Raw genomic sequence first — 20,307 nt, forward strand, 5'->3', positions numbered from 1 at the left:
CCTTTAACTAAACAGTTGGCGGCGGCCAGGCAGACCTGCCGGCGCTCGGGGAATTCGGCGGTTAAGACTGAAACAGGGCGCTGAAGGCGCGGGCGCGGCGGTTCACTTCCTGAGCGCTGTCGGCGCTGAACAGGGCGTGAATGACGGCTAACAAACTGACCCCGCCCGCCACCAGAGGTGCGGCATTTTCCAGGTCGATGCCGCCAATGGCGCAGAGGGGCAACTGCACGCTGGCGCGCGCTTGCTGCACCAACTCGAGGGTGGCAGCCGGGGCGCCCGGCTTGGTCTGTGAGTTGAAGAAGCGGCCGAAAGCCACGTAACTGGCACCTTCGCGGGCAGCCTGCTGGGCCAGCTCAAGCTGCGCCAGGCAAGTACCGCCAATGATGGCTTTACGACCCAGCAGTGCGCGAGCGGCGGACAGCGAACCGTCGCCCTGGCCCAGGTGCACGCCAACGCCCAAACGGGCAGCCAGCTCGGCATCGTCATTAATTAGCAGACTGGCGCCATACCGCTCGCAGAGGTTTTTCAGCGCTTGGGCTTCGCGCAGGCGTCGGGCTTCGTCGCTGCTTTTGTCGCGGTATTGCAGCAGCGTGGCGCCACCGTCGAGGGCGGCTTCCACATATGGCAGCAGCTTGCCACCGGCCAGTAACTGGCTGTCGGTGATGGCGTACAGGCCGCGCAGCGTCACGAGTTGAAGTCCAGCGGCAAGCGGCGCGGCACGTACTGGCCACGGCCCAACTGCTCGGCATCGCGCAAGGTGCGCCAGGTATAGGCCAGCGCCGACTGCACCGCGCTGACCAGTTGTTCGCCTTGGGCAAGTCGACCGGCGAGGGTGCTGGCCAAGGTGCAGCCCGAGCCGTGATAACTGCCCGGTAGACGTTCACAGGTGAAGGTGTGCTGGCTGCCGTCACGGCTGTAAAGACGGTTGTGTATTTGCGCTTCGTCGCCATGGCCGCCGGTGATCAGCAGGTGCTGGCAGAACGGCAGAAGTTTGGCCGCGCATTCATCGGCCGTGCCTTCTGGCAGTTCGGCGAGAATGCGCGCTTCGGGCAGGTTGGGCGTGGCGATGGTGGCCACCGGCAGTAAGCGCTCGCGCATCGCGAAGCCCACTTCATCCTTGCCCAATGCGCCGCCGCCACCGGCTCGCAGCACGGGGTCGCAAACCAGGGGAACGCCGGGTAATTTCTGCATGATTTCCAGCACGGTTTCGACCATCTGCACCGAGCCGAGCATGCCCAGTTTGACGGCGGCGACCGGCATGTCGGCGATCACCGCATCGGCCTGGGCCAGCACCCATTCGCGGTCAAGCACGCGGAAGTCGCTGACGTTAACGGTGTCTTGCACGGTCAACGCGGTTACCGCCGGAGCGGCGTGGCAGCCTTGCGCAAGCAGGGCTTCGATATCGGCCTGAAGGCCGGCGCCGCCACTCGGGTCGTGACCGGAAAGGCAGAGAACAACGGGGCGGGAGGTATAGGTAGTCATGGTGCGCGAGCTTATCACTTTTCACCTTTTTTGCCCCAGGCGGGCGCTCTGTTCACAGGGTGAGTATTGAGATGACACAGGCAACGAATGGGGCACCACGCTTTTCCACTGAAACGGGTGGCCAGTATCGCTGATGGCACTCGCGATGCCTTGCTGGGGGCGGCTTTCAGCGTAAGGCGGCTATGCTAGAGTGACCCCCATTTTTGAATAAATCAGGTCGGCGGGTGACGTCAGTTACGGAGATGGGGCTCCGACGTCAACCGCCAGGCCTTTGCGGGGCAGCATGCGCTACGGTCTTCTACTTGTTCTGTGCTTACTGGCGAACCTGGCCCACGCGGTCGAATTCGACGAGTACACCACTCAGCTTGTGCTCGGTCAGGAAATGGACGTGTTCGAAGATGTGCGCGGCGACGCCACCATCAACGACATCACCTCGCCGGCACTGCAAGCCAACTTCCGCCGCCACGACAAACCGGTGCTCAACGCCGGTTACTCGCACTCGGTGTTCTGGCTGCGTATCGACCTCGCCTACCGCCCGCAAGCGCTGCTCGGCCAGCAACCCTGGCTGCTGGAATTGGCGTATCCGCCGCTCGATCATCTCGACCTGTATTTGCCCGATGGCCGCGGCGGCTTTCAGCTAGCCGAGCGCACCGGCGATGCATTGCCGTTCGACAGCCGGCAGATCAAGCAGAACAACTACCTGTTCGAAATCAACTTGCAGCCGTATCAGCCGCAACGCGTGTACCTGCGCATCCAAAGCCAGGGCTCGATCCAGGCGCCGCTGAACCTGTGGTCGCCCAAGGTGTACATGGAACAAATGCCCGGACGCATCTACCTGCTCGGCATCATCTATGGCGTGCTGCTTGGCATGCTGATTTACAACCTGTTCATCTTCCTCAGCGTGCGCGACCCGAGCTACCTCTACTACATCCTCTATATCGCCTCGTTCGGGCTGTACCAGGTGTCGGTCAACGGCGCCGGCATCGAATACTTCTGGCCCGACAACCCCTGGTGGGCCAACGCCTCCACGCCGTTCCTGATCGGCTCGGCGACGCTGTTCGGCTGTCAGTTCGCGCGCACCTTTTTGCATACCGCCGAGCACAGTCCGTGGGTGGACCGCACGTTGCTGGCGCTTATGGCCGTTGGCGCGCTGGTGATGGTGTTGGCGCTCACGGTCAGTTACAGCGTGTCGCTACGCTTGGCCACTTACTTGGCGCTGCTGTTCACGGTGGTGGTGTTTTCCGCTGGGCTTATCGCCTGGCGTCGCGGCATGCGCGTGGCGCGCTATTTCATTTTTGCCTGGACCACGTTCCTGATTGGCGGCGTGATTAACACCTTGATGGTGCTTGGCTATCTGCCCAACGTATTCCTCACCATGTACGCCAGCCAGATCGGCTCGGCGATTGAGGTCGGTTTGCTGTCGCTGGCCTTGGCCGACCGCATCAATTCCATGAAAGAAGAGCGTGCGCGAATTCTGTATGACTCGGGCCGCAAACTGGAAACCCTCAACCTTGAACTCGCCAACAGCAACCGCCTGAAAGACGAATTCCTGGCCACCGTCACCCATGAATTACGCACCCCCATGAACGGTGTGATCGGTTCACTGGAGCTGATGCAAACCGTGCCCATGGACGTCGAGCTGGAGCAGTACCAAAAAACCGCCAGCGCCTCGGCGCGCGACATGATGCGCATGGTCAGCGACATCCTCACCCTCACCGAACTACAGGCCGGCAAGCTGTACCCATGGCGCGAGCCGTTCAGCCTGCGCGGCCTGTTTGGCGGGCTGCGCAGCCAGTTCGCCCCACGTGCCGAAGAGAAAGGGCTGGGCTTCACCCTGGAAATGGACGAAAGCCTGCCCGACACCTTGGAAGGCGACGCCAGCAAGCTCAGCCAATGCATCGGTTACCTGCTCGACAACGCGATCAAATTCACCCCGGGCGGCGCCGTGACATTGCGCGTGGCGGCGGTGGAGCGGGGGCGCGAAGGGTTGGTGCTGAAGGTCGGCGTCATCGACAGCGGCATCGGGTTCAGCACGCCGAAAGACGGCTCGCTGTACCAACGCTTCCACCAGCTCGACGGTTCCATGACCCGCGAATACGGCGGCCTGGGCGTGGGCCTGGCGATTTGCCGCAAGCTGGTCGGCCTGATGGGCGGCGGTTTGAGCCACACCTCGGAAGTGGGCGAGGGCAGCCACTTCGAACTCACCGTGCCGTTGTTCCTTTCCAACAGCGGCAACCACCTGGCTAGCACGCCGTCTCGTGAGGCCGCGCGCCGCAGCGGCGGCCAGGCCCTGCGCCGGCCGGAGGAGTGCACGGTGTTGGTGGTGGAAGACAACGGCATCAACCAACTGGTGATGCGCGGCATGTTGCTGAAACTCGGCTACCGCGTGCGCTGCGCCGACAACGGCAGCGATGCCCTTGAGCTGCTGCGCCGAGAGCCGGTAGACGCCGTGTTGCTCGACTGCCAGATGCCAGTCATGGACGGCTTTGCCACCTGCCGTGCCTTGCGTGCGATGTCCAACTGCGCCGAGTTGCCAGTGCTGGCCATCACCGCCCACAGCCACAGCGGCGACCGCGAGCGCTGTTTGGCCGCCGGCATGAGCGACTACCTGGCCAAGCCGGTGAAGTTTGAACAGCTGCAAGCGTTGCTGCATGACTGGCTGCTAAGCCTGGAGCCGCCAGCGCCGGCGAGAATTTCTTAAGCGCGACTCTGATCCTGTGGGGGCGGCTTTAGCCGCGATTGGTGCCGACGCATCAAAAGCATCGCGGCTAATCGGAATGCCGCCCAGCCGCTCCTACAGCGCCACTCGTTGACCTCTTTCTTTTGGCCAGAATGCCCCTTCTTCCAAACTCTGAATCCTGATTCACTAGCGCCAAATGAATCAGGATTCAGACTATGGCTTACCGACACAGCGCCGCCCGCATCGACCGCGACCAAGAGCAACGCGAGCGCATTCTTGACTGCGCGTTGTTGCTGGTCGTGGAGGGTGGTTTTGCCGCATTGACCATGCAAAGCCTCGCCGAGCGCGTGGGCATCGCCACGGGCAGCCTGTACCGGCACTTTCGCGGTAAAGGCGAGCTGTCCGCCGAGGTATTTGCCCGGGCCAGCCAGCGAGAAGTCGACGCCATGGCCAGCGCGCTGCAACTGCCGGGCAGCGAACCCAAACGCCTGGCCGGCGCCCTTGAGCAATTCGCCGCCCGCGCCTGGCAAAGCCGTCAACTGGCATTCGCCCTGATCGCCGAACCCGTGGACCCGGAAGTGGATGAACGCCGCCTTGAGTTCCGCGAAGCGTACGCCGCCCAACTCAGCACCGTTATCGAACAGGGCGTGGCCACTGGCGCGTTTCGAACCTCGTCGGTGGCGGTCAGCGCTGCCTGCCTGGTGGGCGCTATCAGTGAAGCATTGGTCGGCCCGTTATCACCCCAAGCCCGCGCCGCTCGCGAAGCGGGCGAGCCTGCTCTGCAACTGGCGGACGTCAGCGCCGCCCTCGTTTCCTTTTGTCTACGCGCCCTTGCCGCCGAGGAGTCACTGCCATGAGCACTGCTGTTAATAGCTACGCCGCGTTTGCCGAAACCCACGAAGTGAGCAATCAGCCGCCGTCGCTCGACGGCGTCAACCTGTACCGTGCCGACCTGCCGCTGCAGGAGTGGACGCGTCACTTCGGCGGCGCCTGGGCGCACGACCGCATCGATGCCTACGGCGCCTTGGCCGGCGGCCCGCTGATGGCGGCAGGTTTTCTCGCCAACGAAAACAAACCGGTGTTCAAAAGCCACGACCGCTACGGCAACCGCATCGACCTGGTGGAGTTTCATCCCGCCTACCACGAGTTGATGAAGGCGGCGGTGGAACACGGCCTGCCATCATTGCCCTGGACCGACCCACGCGCCGGCGCCCACGTGGCCCGCGCCGCCATGACCTACATGCACAGCCAGGCCGAAGCCGGCACCGGCTGCCCGCTGACCATGACCTTCGCCAGCGTGCCGGCGCTGCGTATGCAGCCAGACGTCGCCGAGGTGTGGGTGCCGAAAGTGCTCGCCACCCAATACGACCCGCGCAACGTGCCGATGGCGCAGAAGGCCGGCGTTACCATCGGCATGGCGATGACGGAAAAACAAGGCGGCACCGATGTGCGCGCCAACACCACTCGCGCTTATCCGGTCGGCGTTCCCGGCCCCGGTCAGGCATACGAACTGGTCGGGCATAAATGGTTTTGCTCGGCGCCGATGTGCGATGCCTTCCTCACCCTGGCGCAAACCGACAAAGGCTTGAGCTGCTTCCTGCTGCCGCGCCATCGCCCGGATGGCACGCGCAACGAGTTCTACATCCAGCGCCTGAAGAACAAACTCGGCAACTGCTCCAACGCCTCCAGCGAAGTGGAATACCGCGGCGCGCTGGCGTGGATGCTGGGCGAAGAAGGGCGCGGCGTGCCGACCATTATCGAAATGGTGTCGATGACCCGCTTCGATTGCATGGTCGGCTCCAGCGCCTTGATGCGCCAGGCGCTGAGCCAGGCGGCCAACCACTGCGCGCACCGCACCGTGGGCGGCCGCGTCCTCAGCGAACAAGCCTTGATGCAAAACGTGCTGGCCGATTTGGCCCTGGAAAGCGAAGCCGCTATCGCCCTGAGCCTGCGCATGGCCAAAGCGCTGGATAACGCCCATGACGAAGGCGAAGACAAATTCGCCCGCCTGGTAACGGCCGTAGGCAAGTATTGGATCTGCAAACGCGCGCCGGCCATGATCAACGAAGCCGCCGAATGCATGGGCGGCGCCGGTTATGTGGAAGACAGCATTTTGCCGCGCCTGTACCGCGAAGCGCCGGTGAACTCGACCTGGGAAGGCTCCGGCAATGTGCAATGCCTGGACGTGCTGCGCGCCTTGTCGAAAGAGCCTGGCGTGCTCGACGTGTTGTTCAACGAGCTGGGTGACGGCCACGGCGATGCGCGCCTGAAAGCGCATATCGACGGGCTCAAGGCAGGCTTTCGCGACACTGCCGACATCCAATACCGCGCCCGCCAGCTGACCGAAGACGTTGCCGTTGGCTTGCAGGCCAAACTGTTGCTCGAAAGCGGCAATGCTGTGGTGTCCGACGCATTTATCGCCAGTCGCCTGGGCCAGGGCGGCCGCGCTTACGGCACCTTGCCGCGCGGTGCGGACGTGGAAGCGTTGGTCGCACGCAGCACGCCCCATGTTATGGAGTAATGCGACGTGATCGATGCGGGGCAGGCTTCAGTCTCGATTGCCTTTTCCAGGAATCGCGGCTTAAGCCTTCCCCGCAGTCATGCCTTTTGCGAACGATGCAGGCAAGATAGGCCGCATGCGAGTCCAGACAGGAAGGCCGATCGTGACCAGCAACACCGACAGTTTTGTAATCGCCCACACCCCCGAAGACGCCGTAGAACGCTTGGCCGAGTTGCACCAACGGGCCGTTGATGGCCTTAGCCAAGCGCTCAAGGCGTACCTCAAAGACCGGGTCAAACCGGACCCGAGCCAGCGTGGTCTGTTCCGCTACCCCGAACTGCGGCTGACCTACCTGTGCCAAGGCGAAGTGCCAACCACCGTGCGCGCCTACGCCAAAGTGCAGGTGCCTGGCACTTACAGCGTGACCGTCACCCACCCGGCGGCGTTTCGTAAGTACCTGCTCGAACAACTGCGCCCATTGATGAACGACTTCACCGTGCAGGTGGAAGTCGGCGTGAGCCAACAGGACATTCCGTATCCCTACGTGGTGGAAGGCGGCGATGAGCTGGCCGGTTCGGGCGTGACCGCAGCGGAATTGTCGCGCGTGTTCCCAAGCACCGATCTGTCAGCCGCCACCGACGGTATCGCCGACGGCCTGTACGACTGGCAAAACATCGACCCGTTGCCGCTGGCACTGTTTGATGCGGCGCGAGTGGACTTCTCGCTGCGCCGTCTGGTGCATTACACCGGCAGCGACTGGCGCCACGTGCAGCCCTGGATTTTGCTGACCAACTACCACCGCTACGTTGACCAATTCATTCGCCACGGCCTGGCGCAACTGCGTGATGACCCGCGCTTTGTACGAATGGTCTTGCCGGGCAACGTGATCATCGAGCGCGGTACGTCTGAAGAAGACGCGCAAGCGGTCGCCGATGCCGTGGTTTGGCACCGTTATCAGATGCCGGCGTATCACCTGATCGCTGCGGATGGCCATGGCGTGACGCTGGTAAACATCGGCGTTGGCCCTTCGAACGCAAAAAACATCACCGACCACCTGGCCGTACTGCGTCCGCACTGCTGGCTGATGATTGGTCACTGCGGCGGCTTGCGTCAGTCGCAAACCATTGGCGACTACGTGCTGGCCCACGCCTATATGCGCCGCGACGGCATTCTGGACCGCGTGGTGCCGCCGCACGTGCCGATTCCGGCCCTGGCCGAAGTGCAGCTGGCGTTGCAGGAAGCCGCGGCTGCCGTGACCGGCGAGAAAGGCGAAGCGCTGAAACGGCGCTTGCGCACCGGCACGGTATTGACCTACGACGACCGCAACTGGGAACTGCGCTGGGCTCAGGAACGGCCGCTGATCAACCTGGCTCGCGCCATTGCCGTGGACATGGAAAGCGGCACCATCGCCGCCCAGGGCTACCGGCTGCGGGTGCCGTACGGCACGTTGTTGTGCGTATCGGACAAACCGCTGCACAGCGAAATCAAACTGCCGGGCGCGGCGGGCGCGTTCTACGAGCGCGCGGTGAACCAACACCTGCACATCGGCATCGCCGCTCTCGACCTGATGCGCACCCAGCTCGACTCACTGCACTCACGCAAATTGCGCAGCTTCGACGAGCCGCCGTTTAGATAAGGCGGGAAATTTCGTCGTTAACCCTGTGGGTGGGGCTGGGCGGCGTTCCGATTAGCTGCGATGCTTTTGGAAAAAGAGCATCGCGGCTAAAGCCGCTCCCACAGGTTTCGATTGGGGGCAAAATCGGCCGCCCCGTTTAGAGGACAACACAGCAAACGCCGTCATTCCCGCGAAGGCGGGAATCCAGAATGTCAAAGGGAACCCACAACCTAAATACCGACCCTGTGGGAGCGGCTTTAGCCGCGATGCTGTTGAGATCACCGCCTCAAGGCGTCCGCGACCGAGGGCATGCTCAAGGAATCGCCCACGAATCCCCCGGCTGCGGCACCCGAAAGCTCTGCGGGTCCACCTCCTGTTCTTGCAACGCCGCCGCCAAATCCGCCGGCGGGGCGAACTGCCCTTCGTCGGTAAGCCGGAAGGTGCCGAAGTGAATGGCCATGCTGTTTTTGGCCTGCAATTGCCGATGCGCCTGCACGGCGTCGTCGGGGTTCATGTGATGGTCGCGCATAAACCAGCGTGGCGCGTAGGCGCCGATCGGCAACAGCGCGAAGCGCATCGGCCCGAAGCGTTCGTTGATCAGTTTGAATTCCGGTCCCAACCCCGTGTCGCCGGGGAACAGCAGCGGGCCGCTCGGCGCTTGCAGCACAAAGCCCAGCCACAGCGTGTGGTTGGTGTCGCTGCGGGTGCGTGACGACCAATGCTGCACCGGCACGCCATGCACGCTCAGGGTCGGGCTGATGGCCAACTCCTGCCACCAATCAATCTCTGCCACATCGGTAAAGCCGGTCTGCTTGATCAGCGCGCCGTTGCCCAGGCCCGTGACTACTTTGGCCGTCGGAAAGCGCAGCGCCAGTTTGCGCAGGCTTTCGAGGTCAAGGTGGTCGTAGTGATTGTGGCTGACGAGAATCAGGTCAATCGGCGGTAACTGCTCGATGCTCAGCCCTGGTTGCTGGAAGCGTTTCGGGCCAATAAACGTGAACGGGCTGACCCGCTCGGACCACACCGGGTCCGTGAGAATGTTCAGGCCCTGATGCTGCAACAGCACGGTGGCGTGGTTGATGTAAGTGGCTTGAAGCGCATCGCCCATCACCCGCTGCGCCAGGACGGGCGGTGTTTTTGCCGCCGGTTGGCTGACCCAGGCGTCGGTGCGCTCGCGGTTGAGCTGCCACTTGAGCAGGTCGCGCAGGCTTTTTTCCGGGGTGGGTTGAATGTTGCGGAAGCGCTCGCCATCGAAGTGGTCGCTGGCGGGGCCTTGGTAGGCGGAGTTGTTACAGCCGGCCAGGGTCAGCAGGCTCAGTAACCAGGTCGGGCGAAGGTTACGTGGCATCGACGAAACTCGCGGGGGAAGATGCAGGCAAACCTAGCACGGCCGCTTGGGTTTGCCTGCTCCCTTACATGTTTTGCAACTCAACGCAGCGCGTTATTTGCTGGCGTCGAGCACCACGCGATAACGCGCTTTGCCGGCGCGCAGGTGATCGATGGCGTCGTTCACTTTGCTCATGGGGAACATTTCCACCTGAGGCACGATTTGATGACGGGCGCAGAATTCCAACATTTTCGCCATGTTGGCCGGTGAGCCTACGGGCGAGCCGGAGATGGCTTTTTGCGCTGGAATCAAGCTGAACACATGGACGGGAATTGCGCTCGGCACGATGCCGACAAAGTGCAACCGGCCACGCCCACGCAAGGTGGCGAGCAGGCTGTTCCAGTCCAGATCAGCGCTGGCGGTAACGAGCAGGAAATCCAGAGTGCCGGCGATCGCTTTCATCGCCGCGCTGTCGGTAGACGCTACCGCTTTGTGCGCGCCCAGGCGCTGGGCTTCTTCCTGCTTGCTTGGCGAGGAGGTAAACGCCGTCACTTCGCAGCCCCACGCATTGAGAAATTTCAATGCCAGGTGACCGAGGCCGCCGATGCCGACCACGCCGACGCGGTCGGTGGGTTTGATGTCCAGATCCACCAGTGGGCTGAACACAGTCGAGCCGGCGCAGAACAGCGGGCCGGCCAGGCTTGGGTCGATGGCCTCAGGAATCGGAATGGCCCAGGCCCAATGGGCTCGCAGGCGATCCGCGAAGCCGCCGTTGCCGCCAATGATGGTGGGTTGCACGGTGCGACACAGCTGGTGCGAACCTTCCATGCACGAAGCGCAGTGCATGCAGCTGCCTTTGTTCCAGCCGATGCCCACACGCTGGCCGAGTTTAAGGCCGCGCACCTGGTCGCCCACGCGTACCACGGTGCCCACCACTTCGTGGCCGGGAATGAACGGATAGCGGGTGCGGCCCCATTCGTTGTCGATCATCGATTGGTCGGAGTGGCAGATGCCGCAAAACTCCACCGCCACTTCCACATCTTCGGCGGCCAGCGGGCCGGGATCGTACGCGTAGGATTGCAGCGGGGCTTTGGGCGCGGTAGCGGCCCAACCGGTGAACTTCTCGACCTCGGACGTGCTCATGCAAGGATTCCTTGTGGGTTAGACGGCGCAACGCAGCAGCATAACCATAGACGGCAAATGATGAAGCGAGATAAGCCCGGTTGATGGTGCGTGCATGGCCTCGCGTTACACTGTGCAGCCTGCTCGTTGCCCTGGATTGTTCATGTCGCGCCCACCTCGTCCCGCCCGCCCAGCTCCCCGCCGCGTCGCCAAAGCGCCGCCGGCCGAGCCGACGTTATTGCTGTTCAACAAGCCGTTCGACGTGCTGACCCAGTTCAACGATGAGCAAGGCCGCAGCACCCTCAAAGACTTTATTCCGGTGCCCGGCGTGTACCCGGCCGGGCGGCTGGACCGCGATAGTGAAGGGCTGCTGCTACTGACCAATGATGGGCAACTGCAAGCGCGCATCGCCGACCCCAAACACAAGCTGGCGAAAACCTATTGGGTGCAGGTGGAAGGCGAGCCGACCGAAGCGCAGCTGCAACAATTGCGTGATGGCGTGACCTTGAATGACGGACCGACCTTGCCGGCTGAAGCGCGGCAACTGGCCGAACCTGAACTATGGGAGCGCAATCCGCCGGTGCGGTTTCGCAAGAGCATTCCGACGTCGTGGCTGGAATTGGTAATCAGGGAAGGGCGCAACCGCCAGGTGCGGCGGATGACAGCGGCAGTGGGGTTGCCGACGTTGCGGCTGGTACGGGTGCGGATTGGGCCGTGGAGTATCGAGGGGCTGGGGTTGGGGGAGTGGAAGGCGGTTGAGGCGCGGCTTTGAGTCGTTGGTCGTAGGTTGGGCGGTGCGCGTGGCTCAGCGAGCGCGACCAACCCAACCTGTGCGGAAATTCTTGCTCGGCTCTAGAAGCCTTCCAGGCTTCCGATCACTACGGTCTTGATGATGAAGCCCAACACGCCCAGGCCCAGGGCGAGGAACAGGACCATGGTGCCGTAGCGGCCGGCTTTGGATTTCTTCGCCAGGTCCCACACGATAAAGGCCATAAACATCACCAGGCCGCCGACCAGGATGATCATCATCCACTCTTCAAACTTTTCCGGTTCCATTACAACCTCAGGTATTCGTCAGGCACATACGTACGGCCACACGCCTCAAGGGCGGGCCTTGGCGGGCGATTATACGTCAGCCTCCGGGCCTGTGGCCGCAGGTTGTCGGGGCACGCGTTTAGCTGCGCAGGTGTTGTAACGGCAGTTGCGTACTGGAAATCACCTGGTTGAGCACGAAGCTCGAGCGCACGCTGGTCACGCCTTCGATGCGGGTGAGCTGGCCCAGCAGGAATTTCTGATAGTGGTCCATATCCGGCACCACCACCTTGAGTTGGTAGTCCGCGTCCATGCCGGTCACCAGGCAGCATTCCAGCACTTCCGGGCATTGGGTGATCACCGCTTCGAAGTGCTCGAAACGCTCGGGCGTGTGACGGTCCATGCCGATGTTCACGTACGCCGTCAGGCTCAGCCCCAGCTTCTTGCGATCCAGCAGCGCCACTTGCCGAAGAATGTAACCGTCATCTTCCAATTGCTTGACCCGGCGCGAGCAGGGCGAGGGCGACAGGCCGATGCGTTCGGCCAACTCCTGATTGGAGATGCGCGCGTCGCGCTGTAATTCGGCCAGTATGTTCAGGTCGTAGCGGTCTAGGTTGTTCAAGATGGCGCTCCATTCGGTGATAATTGCGCGACATGGTGCTTTAGGAGATAAAGATTGCGCAAGCGGCATATTGATCAGCAATATTCGCAATCCTGTGTCGCACGGCCAGGCCTACACTTTCCCTCAAGTTAAATGACCCGGACGCAAGTCCAACTGGCCCGCTCAATCAGGCGCGCCAGAGCCGCCGATCCCACCGGGTCGCCTCGGCAACCGGGTCCGCACTGCCCAACCAGGCGGGCGAGACAGGCGGCGACACAATCGCCAGCAGAGGACAAACGGGCCCCCCTGAGGGCCCTTTTTTTTGGGGTGTGACTAAGCGATCGGCTGCGCGTCGGCCTGGCTGCGTTGGAAACCAATTTCCAATGCTCATGGGCTACAGCCCACTGCGCTTGTAAATTGATTTCCGCCTTGCCAGACCTAGCTCGCTCGATCTGGAGCGGCGGGGGGGGGGGCGGAAATCTTTTTTGGTTGTGCTTCCTGTTCTGCAACTCTGCTAGTGGCCGTTGTCGAAGTGGTTACCGATGGGCTACAACTGCGGGCCGTTCTGCAATACGGGTGGCAGGTGTGTCGCGGTCTTTTCCCTCTGGAGTAGAAGTCATGAAGTCGCAGCTGTGGCGCCTGGCAGGTGTAAGCGTCCTTTCCCTGGCGATGTGCGCCAATGCGCTCGCCGATGACGGGCCGGATGTGCGTTCGGTGATGGGCGGCAGTTCGCAGCGTGATCAGGGGCGCGGCAACAGCGGCGGTAATCAGGGCGGGCAGCCGCAAGCGCGTCCGCAGCAACAGCAGGGACCGCAGGGCGCTGCTCGAACATTGGGCGGCAGCAGTCCGTCGCAGCGTGATCGTGATGATCACGGCGGCAATGGCAACGGTCACAACGGCGGCTACAACGGCGGTGGTAACAATCAGGGCGGCTATAACGGTGGTGGTTATAACCAGGGCGGTTACAACGGCGGCGGGTACAACCAGGGCGGCGGTCAGAACCACAACGGCAATGGCTACAACGGTGGTTATAACGGCGGCCACAACGGCGGTGGGCGCGATGACGATGACCGCGGCCGTCCGAGCAATAACGAACCCCGCGGGCCGCAGGGGCCGGCACGGCAGCTGGGTTCCAAGTCGCCACCCCCGCCGGGCAATCAATGGCATGGCGGGCGGCCGGATGGCGGTTGGGGGCCGGGCCCGCGCTGGCAGCCGGGCTACCGGGTAAACACCATTCCCTCGGGCCGTTGGCGCGTGCCGCACGGCGGGGTCGACTATTACTACGCCGACGGCTACTGGTATCGCCCGTACGGCCCGAGCTACATCGTCGTCACGCCGCCGTACGGCGTTCGGGTGCGCACGTTGCCCTCGTATGCCGAGCAGCTGTGGATTGGCAGCGCGCTGTATTTCATCGCGGCCGGCACCTATTACCTGTACCAGGCCGACCGCCAGGAGTACGTGGTCACTAGCCCGCCTGCTCAGGTGACGAGCAACAACGGCTGGCAGGGTAATGGCTACGACGTGGTGGCCTATCCGGCGCGCGGGCAGAGCGAAGCGCAGCTCGCGCAAGACCGTTACGACTGCCATCGCTGGGCCGTGAATCAAAGCGGTTTTGATCCGTCGCAAGCCACTTATGCGCCGGCGCAAAACGTGGCGGATATTTACCGTCGTTCGTTGGCTGCCTGCATGGCCGGGCGCGGTTACAGCGTGAATTAAGCCGTTCAGCGCGCACAAAAAAGCCCCGCATTGGCGGGGCTTTTTTATTGGCCAACGGTTTTACAGGCGCTTGAGCAAACCTTCGAGCAAGACGGCTTGGTCTTCAGCCAAGTCGATGATGTGAAAGCCCGACCAGCAATGCTGGCCGTCGGCACCGGGGCGGCTCCACAGGCAGTCGGCGCCCAGGCGGACTTCGGTCAGGCCTTCGACTGGCGGGTAGGAAACGAGGCGGCATTCCAGCAGCGCATCGGCTTCTTGCGGGCAGTCACCGAACAGCATGAAGCCCTCGGCGGAGAGATCCACTACGCGGCCCAGATGGCGCTCGGTGTGAAGGTCGTACACTTCCAAATGCAGCTCTGCGGCGTGTCGGCTGTGCTGGCGACGATCGTCCATTACGGCTCCTTAACTGTTGTCGGCGCGACCGGTGAAGCGTTGCAACACCCGGTAGATGGCGGTCAGGGCGCGGTCCACCAGCGGGGCCTCGCGTTCGGTTTGGAGGATGCGAACCAGACCTTGTTCCATCTCATTGGCCAAAATCGTCAGCGGTTTAATGGCCACGCGCTGGCCGCTGTGGTCGACGAACATGTAGTTATGCGTGGTCGGGCTGAACCATGACAGCTTGAGGTTACGCACCTGCGCGCCGTCGATAAATTCAAACCAGGTACCAAACTCGATACGTCCCAACTCCTTGGCAATCAGTTGAGCCTGGTGCGACAGGCCCGAGGCTTGCGGGGCGGTGGTCGCTAATGCGGCGTCCTCGCCAAGCATGGCCCCGAGCGGACTTTCCGGCAGCACCGGATTGAGCTTGGCGGCCACTTGGGGCTGTTTGGCCTGCACCGCGTGCTGGCAGGCGACGATGTCTTGAAGTAAGCGGCGGATGCCGTCTTCGTGATAGCCGCCGAGAATCTCCAGGCCTTTGCGCAGGTCTTCCAGCAGTTGCACACGAATCGACTGCAAACGCTCCTGACCGGCTGCGTTCAGCGGCGTGCTACTCCATGCAAGCTGCTCGGCGACATCGCTGTAGCGTTGCCACTCGGGGCTGCGTTCGCCGTGGCGCAACAGCACGAATACCAGCGCGTCGGTCCAGGTCAGTTCGAGAAAGTTGCGAATCAGCGGCGGAGGCTGACGGTTGGCCAGCGCGCGGGCAATGATGTCGACCGCTTGCTGGCGCGCGCCGAGGAGTTTGTCGCGACCTTTGGCCGCTTCCACCGCACGCCGCTCACGTAAGGCCACCTTGTGTTGCAGGTTGGTGGTGAACTCGTTGAATTCTTCCAGCAGGCTGTCGAACAGTTTCAGCTCGCCGTCGAAGCCCTGAATGACGCGTTCGACTACCCAGTGAATTTTCGCCAACAGGCCACGGTCGTCTTCTTCGCCGCCATACAGCGCGCCGGCCTGAGCCATAGCGTTGAGCAGGCGCCGCGCTGGGTGATGGTGCTGGGTGAACAGCGCTTTATCCAGCAACGCCACCTTGAGGTACGGCGTGTGCAGGTGGGAGAGGGCGGTTTTGCAGTTGTCCGGCAGGTTTTCGTCATCAAGGATGAAGTCGAACAGCATGCCCACCAGGTCGATCACATCCGCTTCCTGGTCCGACAGTTTCTGCTGGCCAGGCTCGCTGCTGTGGGTTTCCAACTGCTGCTGCAAGTCGACTTTAAAATCTTCCACTTGCTGCGGGCGTTGCAAACGCTGGGAAAAATCCAGCGCCGATTGTTGCTGCAAACGGTTCAGTGCTTCGAGCAGATCGCTGGCCGCATAGGTGCGTGTTGCGCCGCTGGGGGCGAAGCTGGCGATGCTGCGCGTGCCGCCCAGAAGCGGGGCGTCGACGTTGTAATGGCGGCGCTCGCCAAGCAAGGCAGCCAGGCTGCTGAACAGCGCGGTTGGGTCGGTCGGCTCCGGGCCCGAGGCGTCGTACGGCACGCGCGGGGCTTCGGTGCTTGGTGCGGGGGCCGTGGGACTGCCAGTGGCGGGCGCTGAGCCGGCCGGTGCCGGTTGGGCGTTTCGCGCGGGCTCCGGATTTTGTGCGGGCGCTGCGCTGGCCGGCTCACGCGGCGCAGTGGGCGCGCGTCGGGCATCTGGGGTGCGTTGCGGCGCGTATTTGAGGTTGGGCAAAACACCGGCATCGATCAGGCGCTGGTTCATCGCTTCATACAGACGGTCGAGGCTCTGCATGACGTGGCGATCAAACAACATATAGAGGATGGTTTTGATTTGCGGCGGAAACGGCGTGGGCGCCAGCGCTTCGCGAAACGCCTGGGCAATCGCGCGCGGCCCGAATGGGTTGCTGTCTTCGCCCAGCTTCTGGCCGTTGTTCAACACCGCCAGCCGTTGCTCCAGTGCGAACAGCGGCTCGGCGCAGCGGGCTTTGACCCGGCTGACCATGTTGGTGACTTGCAGACTCTCTTCGTAATCTTCGTTTTGAACCAACGACAGATCTTCAGCACGCAGCCCTGTAGCGTTCGCCTCGGGTTCGAGCGTGCCTTCAAGAAAATTGGAAAAATTCTGCGCCACGCGCTGGTGATAGCTGCGCTCGATTTGCGGTCGCTGCCGACGAATTTCGCGCATGTTGTCGAAAAACAACGACTGCACTTTATTGTTCTCGGCTTTCTCGGCGCATTCAAACAACGTGTCATCAACCTGCCCGAATACACCGGTGAGGTGCTCGGCCAAACGATTCATCGCGAGCTTGCGGCAACCCTGCACCAGGTCCCCAAAACGCGGTTGAATTCCGCGGCTGGCAAGTGTTTGGTGGGGTCTTGGTGGTGGCGGTACGTCCTGCGTGCTCATGGACTGTCCTGTTCAAGCCAAGCGGCTTATGCATCCTGCGGCGATCATATCTCACGCAAACATAGAGTGGCGATCACGTCGCTGCAAATCATTGTCTTAAAAGCTATTTAGGGGGTTGACAGGGTCGCGGATATCCTTAAAATGCAGCGCCTCGATACGGCAAATGGCTAACGCCAAATGACGTAAAGAGATGGAAGCAAGTAGTTCCGCGATAGCTCAGTCGGTAGAGCAAATGACTGTTAATCATTGGGTCCCAGGTTCGAGTCCTGGTCGCGGAGCCAATCTTTCAACCGGGGTATAGCGCAGTCCGGTAGCGCGCCTGCTTTGGGAGCAGGATGTCAGGAGTTCGAATCCCCTTACCCCGACCATTTTTGGGTCGTTAGCTCAGTTGGTAGAGCAGTTGGCTTTTAACCAATTGGTCGTAGGTTCGAGTCCCACACGACCCACCATTTTTGGCTCTTGATGTTAAAGAGTTGAATCTTAGGCAAAGCGCTTAATGGCGTGGAGCCATCAAAAAAGGCGTCCTTCGGGACGCCTTTTTTGTTTGTGCTTTTTAAGCCGCCGCATTCGACGGCGCGCTTGGCAGGCGTGAGCTGAGCTTCGCCCACGCCTGCATCTCGTTGTCAGTGCAGCTTCAAACGCGGCTCCGTCCCACGTCCGATTCTGTCGCTGAGCATCAACATCATGGTGCGGAACACGCCATACAGCGCCATCTGGTGCATGCGATACAGCGACACGTAAAACATCCGCGCCAGCCAGCCTTCCAGCATCACGCTGCCGGTGAGGTTGCCCATCAGATTGCCCACCGCCGAAAAACTCGCCAAGGAAATCAGCGAGCCGTAGTCACGGTAGCGATAAGCCGGAAGCGCTTTGCCTTCAATACGCAGCTTCAACGATTTGGCCAATAGCGACGCCTGCTGATGCGCCGCCTGCGCGCGGGGCGGTACGTTGCGGCCGTCTTCGCCTTGCGGGCACGCCGCGCAATCGCCGAAGGCAAAAATATTGTCGTCACGTGTGGTTTGCAGAGTAGGGCGCACTTGCAACTGGTTGATGCGATTGCTCTCCAGCCCATCAAGGTCTTTCAAGAACTCCGGTGCACGAATCCCAGCGGCCCACACCTTCAAGCTGGCCGGAATCTCCTGGCCCTGCGCCGTTTTCAAACTATCGCGCGTCACCTCGCTGACCGCCGCGTTGGTCAGCACCGTGACGCCGAGTTTTTCCAAGGTTTTATGCACTGGCTGACCGATGCGCTCCGGCAGCGCGGGTAGTACGCGCGGCCCCGCCTCAATCACGGTGATGCGCATGTTTTCCGGCTTGATGCTGTCCAGGCCATACGCCGCCAACTCATGGGCTGCGTGGTGCAACTCGGCCGCCAGCTCCACGCCGGTGGCGCCGGCGCCGACGATGGCCACGCTAATTTGTCCGGCGCTGTCCGCCTGATTGGCGTGGGCGCGCATGTAGTGATTCAGCAGTTGCCGGTGGAAGCGTTCGGCCTGCACACGGGTGTCCAGGAACAGGCAATGTTCCGCCGCGCCTGGCGTGCCGAAGTCGTTGGTGGTGCTGCCGACCGCAATCACCAGCGAGTCGTAATCCAGCGTGCGCGCCGGTACGAGCTCTTCTCCGTGTTCATCAACGGTCGCGGCCAATTGAATTTTCTTCGCGGTGCGGTCCAGCCCCTGCATCCGTCCCAACTGAAACTCGAAGTGGTTCCACTTGGCTTGGGCGACGTAGTTGAGCTCATCTTCGGATGAATTCAACGAGCCGGCCGCGACTTCGTGCAGCAGCGGTTTCCAGATGTGAGTGAGGTTGGCGTCAACCAGCGTCACGCGCGCGATGTCGCGCTTACCCAAGGTTTTACCCAGGCGGGTGGCAAGCTCCAGGCCGCCGGCGCCGCCGCCGACAATAACAATGCGATGGGACATGGTGAGTTCTCACAAGGCTTTTAAGGATTCGGGTCGCAGCCGGCGAGGCGAGCGCAAGGCAGCTCATAGCACTAACCGGCTGAGTAAACGGCTGAGAAGGCCCAGGCCAATAACCGAGGCCAACACGATGAACAGCAAAAACCACGGACGGAACGGCCGGCGCTCGACTTGGTGATGCGGCGCGCTGAGGTGCTGGTCCACGCGTTGCTGGTCGTCTGGGCTGAGTCGGCTGGTCATGGCAGGCCTCGTTTGGGATAAATCCATTCTAGTCGTGGGATTTAATCTGGCTCAACGTAAAGCGTGTCCTGCAAACGAATAATCCCACCCTCCAGCACGCGGGCGGTAATTCCGCCGTGTCCACGCGCAGCCTGAAACGTGCCACGCCCAAGGCGTTGCTCAAGGCGGGCGCAGGGTTGGCACCAACCAGTGGTTTCCAGCAAGGCCTGCCCCAAGCGAAAGCGCCGATTCTTCAGGCTGAACAGATTGATGCCGCTCACCGCGATGTTGCGGCGCATGTCGGCCGGCGTGATCGCTTGCTCGGCGGGCCGACCTAACAGCGCGCTGATTACCGCCAAGTGCTCCCATTGAATCAGCGTCACTTGCCGGGCATTGCGCGGGCCGGGCCGGCTGTGGTCGCCGGTCAAGCCGGCTTCTCGCCGTGCTTCCACGGCATCCAATTCAAGCATCGGCTCGCGAGAAACCGGTCGCACACCAATCCAGCGAACCTCGCCGTGTTGCGGCACGTCGGCGATGAGTTCCAACAGCTGACTCATAGACTGATTCCAATATCCAACAGCACCGTGCGGCCAAGGTTGATGCGCAGAAAATCTGGCGCGCCGGGATGGGCGAACAACACCCGGGCGAAGTTTGGTCCTAACACAGACAGCGACCGCCAGCCCTGGTGCAGAAATTCGGTGGGAGGCGGGAAGGCACTGTTGAAGTTGGTAATTTCGCGCTTGAGGTTTACGTAGGCGAGCATGTCGAGAGTGCCCACATCGATACCGCGTTCGCGGTAGCTGGCGGTCTTTTTGCGCAGCGTCGGCGCCAACCGGTTATGCAGTTCGGCGGCGGTAATTTTTTTCGGCCGGGGCTCGTGCTCGACCAATTGGCTGAGGGAATAGGCGTTGCGACGTCGCTCCAACTCCTGCCGCCATTCATCGTTAAGGCGGCGGCCTTCGTCCAGCACGAAAAACACCTCGAAATGGGCGTCGTGAAACAGCACATCAGGCGGGTCTTTTTCAGCGGCGCTGAACTCTTCCAGGCGATGCGGCACATTCAGCGCCTGCAAAAAACGCCGGCATACCCAGCGCTCCCGTTCCCATTTCTGGGCGTTGGAAAGCAGGGCGTTGGCCTGTTCGGCCTGGTCGGTCAGTAGACGCAGGTAGTCGGAATCATCCATGCCCGCCAGTTTAGACGTCTGACAAGGCCGGTGTAGACTGCGATTTCGCCCAGCAGGAGTCCTCTATGTCGATTTGCCCCGTGCTGACCACTCGCCATACCGCATTACGCGGGCTGGGGAGCGTTCGCGC

Annotated in this window: 18 protein-coding genes and 3 tRNA genes; 9 read left to right on the forward strand and 12 right to left on the reverse strand. The window is 62.1% G+C overall.

Features of this window, described 5'->3' with window-relative positions; translation table 11 throughout:
• Positions 1-61 precede the first annotated feature (61 nt).
• Both thiE and ACZZ0Q_RS03695 read right to left on the reverse strand, forming a co-directional pair.
• Positions 62-688 (reverse strand): thiamine phosphate synthase, encoded by a 627-nt coding sequence (gene thiE, locus ACZZ0Q_RS03690; protein ID WP_463540038.1) that lies wholly within the window; start codon positions 686-688, stop codon positions 62-64.
• A complete protein-coding gene (locus tag ACZZ0Q_RS03695; protein ID WP_463540037.1) occupies positions 685-1,482 on the reverse strand; it encodes a hydroxymethylpyrimidine/phosphomethylpyrimidine kinase in 798 nt (265 codons plus the stop codon). The genes thiE and ACZZ0Q_RS03695 overlap by 4 nt, the downstream gene beginning before the upstream one ends.
• A 283-nt stretch (positions 1,483-1,765) precedes the next feature.
• Here ACZZ0Q_RS03695 and ACZZ0Q_RS03700 point away from each other — a divergent pair, with 283 nt between their 5' ends.
• From ACZZ0Q_RS03700 to amn, 4 genes are all read left to right on the forward strand, one after another.
• A complete protein-coding gene (locus tag ACZZ0Q_RS03700) occupies positions 1,766-4,183 on the forward strand; it encodes a hybrid sensor histidine kinase/response regulator (RefSeq protein ID WP_463540036.1) in 2,418 nt (805 codons plus the stop codon).
• A gap of 194 nt (positions 4,184-4,377) precedes the next feature.
• Positions 4,378-5,019 carry a TetR/AcrR family transcriptional regulator gene (locus tag ACZZ0Q_RS03705; RefSeq protein ID WP_463540035.1) on the forward strand — a complete coding sequence of 214 codons (642 nt, stop codon included), beginning with the start codon at positions 4,378-4,380 and terminating at the stop codon, positions 5,017-5,019.
• Positions 5,016-6,683: an acyl-CoA dehydrogenase family protein gene (locus tag ACZZ0Q_RS03710; RefSeq protein WP_463540034.1), complete on the forward strand. Its 1,668-nt coding sequence runs from the start codon at positions 5,016-5,018 to the stop codon at positions 6,681-6,683. The genes ACZZ0Q_RS03705 and ACZZ0Q_RS03710 overlap by 4 nt, the downstream gene beginning before the upstream one ends.
• A 142-nt stretch (positions 6,684-6,825) precedes the next feature.
• The gene (amn, locus tag ACZZ0Q_RS03715) at positions 6,826-8,298 is read left to right on the forward strand and encodes an AMP nucleosidase (protein WP_241000574.1); all 1,473 of its coding nucleotides are present in this window, start codon (positions 6,826-6,828) and stop codon (positions 8,296-8,298) included.
• Positions 8,299-8,590: 292 nt separating this feature from the next.
• Here the strand turns inward: amn and ACZZ0Q_RS03720 are convergent, their stop codons facing one another.
• Complete coding sequence (locus tag ACZZ0Q_RS03720; protein ID WP_463560291.1) at positions 8,591-9,625, reverse strand: MBL fold metallo-hydrolase; 1,035 nt, start codon at positions 9,623-9,625, stop codon at positions 8,591-8,593.
• Between the two features lie 93 nt (positions 9,626-9,718).
• Complete coding sequence (gene ahr / locus ACZZ0Q_RS03725; RefSeq protein WP_463560293.1) at positions 9,719-10,747, reverse strand: NADPH-dependent aldehyde reductase Ahr; 1,029 nt, start codon at positions 10,745-10,747, stop codon at positions 9,719-9,721.
• Positions 10,748-10,889: 142 nt separating this feature from the next.
• Between ahr and ACZZ0Q_RS03730 the strand changes: the two genes are divergently transcribed.
• Positions 10,890-11,498, forward strand: a complete 609-nt coding sequence (locus tag ACZZ0Q_RS03730; protein WP_463540033.1) for a pseudouridine synthase — start codon at positions 10,890-10,892, stop codon at positions 11,496-11,498.
• An 80-nt stretch (positions 11,499-11,578) separates the two neighbouring features.
• Here the strand turns inward: ACZZ0Q_RS03730 and ACZZ0Q_RS03735 are convergent, their stop codons facing one another.
• Together ACZZ0Q_RS03735 and ACZZ0Q_RS03740 are read right to left on the reverse strand one after the other, a co-directional pair.
• Positions 11,579-11,782 (reverse strand): DUF2788 domain-containing protein, encoded by a 204-nt coding sequence (locus ACZZ0Q_RS03735; RefSeq protein WP_463540032.1) that lies wholly within the window; start codon positions 11,780-11,782, stop codon positions 11,579-11,581.
• A 118-nt stretch (positions 11,783-11,900) separates the two neighbouring features.
• On the reverse strand, positions 11,901-12,380 hold the full coding sequence (locus ACZZ0Q_RS03740; RefSeq protein WP_122494463.1) for an Lrp/AsnC family transcriptional regulator: 480 nt from the start codon (positions 12,378-12,380) through the stop codon (positions 11,901-11,903).
• A 597-nt stretch (positions 12,381-12,977) separates the two neighbouring features.
• Between ACZZ0Q_RS03740 and ACZZ0Q_RS03745 the strand changes: the two genes are divergently transcribed.
• Complete coding sequence (locus tag ACZZ0Q_RS03745; RefSeq protein ID WP_463540031.1) at positions 12,978-14,075, forward strand: DUF6515 family protein; 1,098 nt, start codon at positions 12,978-12,980, stop codon at positions 14,073-14,075.
• Between the two features lie 60 nt (positions 14,076-14,135).
• Here ACZZ0Q_RS03745 and ACZZ0Q_RS03750 read toward each other — a convergent pair whose 3' ends face one another.
• Together ACZZ0Q_RS03750 and ACZZ0Q_RS03755 are read right to left on the reverse strand one after the other, a co-directional pair.
• Positions 14,136-14,468 (reverse strand): PilZ domain-containing protein, encoded by a 333-nt coding sequence (locus tag ACZZ0Q_RS03750; RefSeq protein ID WP_122452344.1) that lies wholly within the window; start codon positions 14,466-14,468, stop codon positions 14,136-14,138.
• A gap of 9 nt (positions 14,469-14,477) precedes the next feature.
• On the reverse strand, positions 14,478-16,856 hold the full coding sequence (locus ACZZ0Q_RS03755) for a DUF1631 domain-containing protein (RefSeq protein WP_463540030.1): 2,379 nt from the start codon (positions 16,854-16,856) through the stop codon (positions 14,478-14,480).
• A gap of 205 nt (positions 16,857-17,061) precedes the next feature.
• On the opposite strand from ACZZ0Q_RS03755, the gene ACZZ0Q_RS03760 reads away from it, so the two are divergent.
• From ACZZ0Q_RS03760 to ACZZ0Q_RS03770, 3 genes are all read left to right on the forward strand, one after another.
• Positions 17,062-17,137: transfer RNA gene (locus ACZZ0Q_RS03760), tRNA-Asn, on the forward strand.
• A gap of 10 nt (positions 17,138-17,147) precedes the next feature.
• A tRNA-Pro gene (locus ACZZ0Q_RS03765) sits at positions 17,148-17,224 on the forward strand.
• A gap of 5 nt (positions 17,225-17,229) precedes the next feature.
• Positions 17,230-17,305, forward strand: a tRNA-Lys gene (locus ACZZ0Q_RS03770).
• 174 nt (positions 17,306-17,479) lie between these two features.
• On the opposite strand, the gene ACZZ0Q_RS03775 is transcribed toward ACZZ0Q_RS03770, so the two are convergent.
• From ACZZ0Q_RS03775 to ACZZ0Q_RS03790, 4 genes are all read right to left on the reverse strand, one after another.
• Positions 17,480-18,778: an NAD(P)/FAD-dependent oxidoreductase gene (locus tag ACZZ0Q_RS03775; RefSeq protein ID WP_463540029.1), complete on the reverse strand. Its 1,299-nt coding sequence runs from the start codon at positions 18,776-18,778 to the stop codon at positions 17,480-17,482.
• A gap of 63 nt (positions 18,779-18,841) precedes the next feature.
• Positions 18,842-19,015 carry a DUF3094 family protein gene (locus ACZZ0Q_RS03780; protein WP_463540028.1) on the reverse strand — a complete coding sequence of 58 codons (174 nt, stop codon included), beginning with the start codon at positions 19,013-19,015 and terminating at the stop codon, positions 18,842-18,844.
• Between the two features lie 41 nt (positions 19,016-19,056).
• On the reverse strand, positions 19,057-19,551 hold the full coding sequence (locus ACZZ0Q_RS03785) for an MOSC domain-containing protein (protein WP_463540027.1): 495 nt from the start codon (positions 19,549-19,551) through the stop codon (positions 19,057-19,059).
• Complete coding sequence (locus ACZZ0Q_RS03790; protein ID WP_463560295.1) at positions 19,548-20,177, reverse strand: DUF1780 domain-containing protein; 630 nt, start codon at positions 20,175-20,177, stop codon at positions 19,548-19,550. Before ACZZ0Q_RS03790 ends, ACZZ0Q_RS03785 begins: the two co-directional genes overlap by 4 nt.
• Positions 20,178-20,307 lie beyond the last annotated feature (130 nt).

Source organism: Pseudomonas sp. AC070 (assembly GCF_979258635.1).

Excerpts from the sequence above, each read along its gene's own strand:
- ACZZ0Q_RS03750 (WP_122452344.1), bottom strand. The coding sequence starts at position 14,468 with ATGGACGATCGTCGCCAGCACAGCCGACACGCCGCAGAGCTGCATTTG.
- ACZZ0Q_RS03720 (WP_463560291.1), bottom strand. The coding sequence starts at position 9,625 with ATGCCACGTAACCTTCGCCCGACCTGGTTACTGAGCCTGCTGACCCTG.
- ACZZ0Q_RS03730 (WP_463540033.1), top strand. The coding sequence starts at position 10,890 with ATGTCGCGCCCACCTCGTCCCGCCCGCCCAGCTCCCCGCCGCGTCGCC.
- ACZZ0Q_RS03790 (WP_463560295.1), bottom strand. The coding sequence starts at position 20,177 with ATGGATGATTCCGACTACCTGCGTCTACTGACCGACCAGGCCGAACAG.
- ACZZ0Q_RS03755 (WP_463540030.1), bottom strand. The coding sequence starts at position 16,856 with ATGAGCACGCAGGACGTACCGCCACCACCAAGACCCCACCAAACACTT.
- ACZZ0Q_RS03745 (WP_463540031.1), top strand. The coding sequence starts at position 12,978 with ATGAAGTCGCAGCTGTGGCGCCTGGCAGGTGTAAGCGTCCTTTCCCTG.
- ACZZ0Q_RS03785 (WP_463540027.1), bottom strand. The coding sequence starts at position 19,551 with ATGAGTCAGCTGTTGGAACTCATCGCCGACGTGCCGCAACACGGCGAG.
- ACZZ0Q_RS03705 (WP_463540035.1), top strand. The coding sequence starts at position 4,378 with ATGGCTTACCGACACAGCGCCGCCCGCATCGACCGCGACCAAGAGCAA.
- ACZZ0Q_RS03735 (WP_463540032.1), bottom strand. The coding sequence starts at position 11,782 with ATGGAACCGGAAAAGTTTGAAGAGTGGATGATGATCATCCTGGTCGGC.
- ACZZ0Q_RS03710 (WP_463540034.1), top strand. The coding sequence starts at position 5,016 with ATGAGCACTGCTGTTAATAGCTACGCCGCGTTTGCCGAAACCCACGAA.
- ACZZ0Q_RS03780 (WP_463540028.1), bottom strand. The coding sequence starts at position 19,015 with ATGACCAGCCGACTCAGCCCAGACGACCAGCAACGCGTGGACCAGCAC.
- ACZZ0Q_RS03695 (WP_463540037.1), bottom strand. The coding sequence starts at position 1,482 with ATGACTACCTATACCTCCCGCCCCGTTGTTCTCTGCCTTTCCGGTCAC.
- ACZZ0Q_RS03775 (WP_463540029.1), bottom strand. The coding sequence starts at position 18,778 with ATGTCCCATCGCATTGTTATTGTCGGCGGCGGCGCCGGCGGCCTGGAG.
- ahr (WP_463560293.1), bottom strand. The coding sequence starts at position 10,747 with ATGAGCACGTCCGAGGTCGAGAAGTTCACCGGTTGGGCCGCTACCGCG.
- ACZZ0Q_RS03700 (WP_463540036.1), top strand. The coding sequence starts at position 1,766 with ATGCGCTACGGTCTTCTACTTGTTCTGTGCTTACTGGCGAACCTGGCC.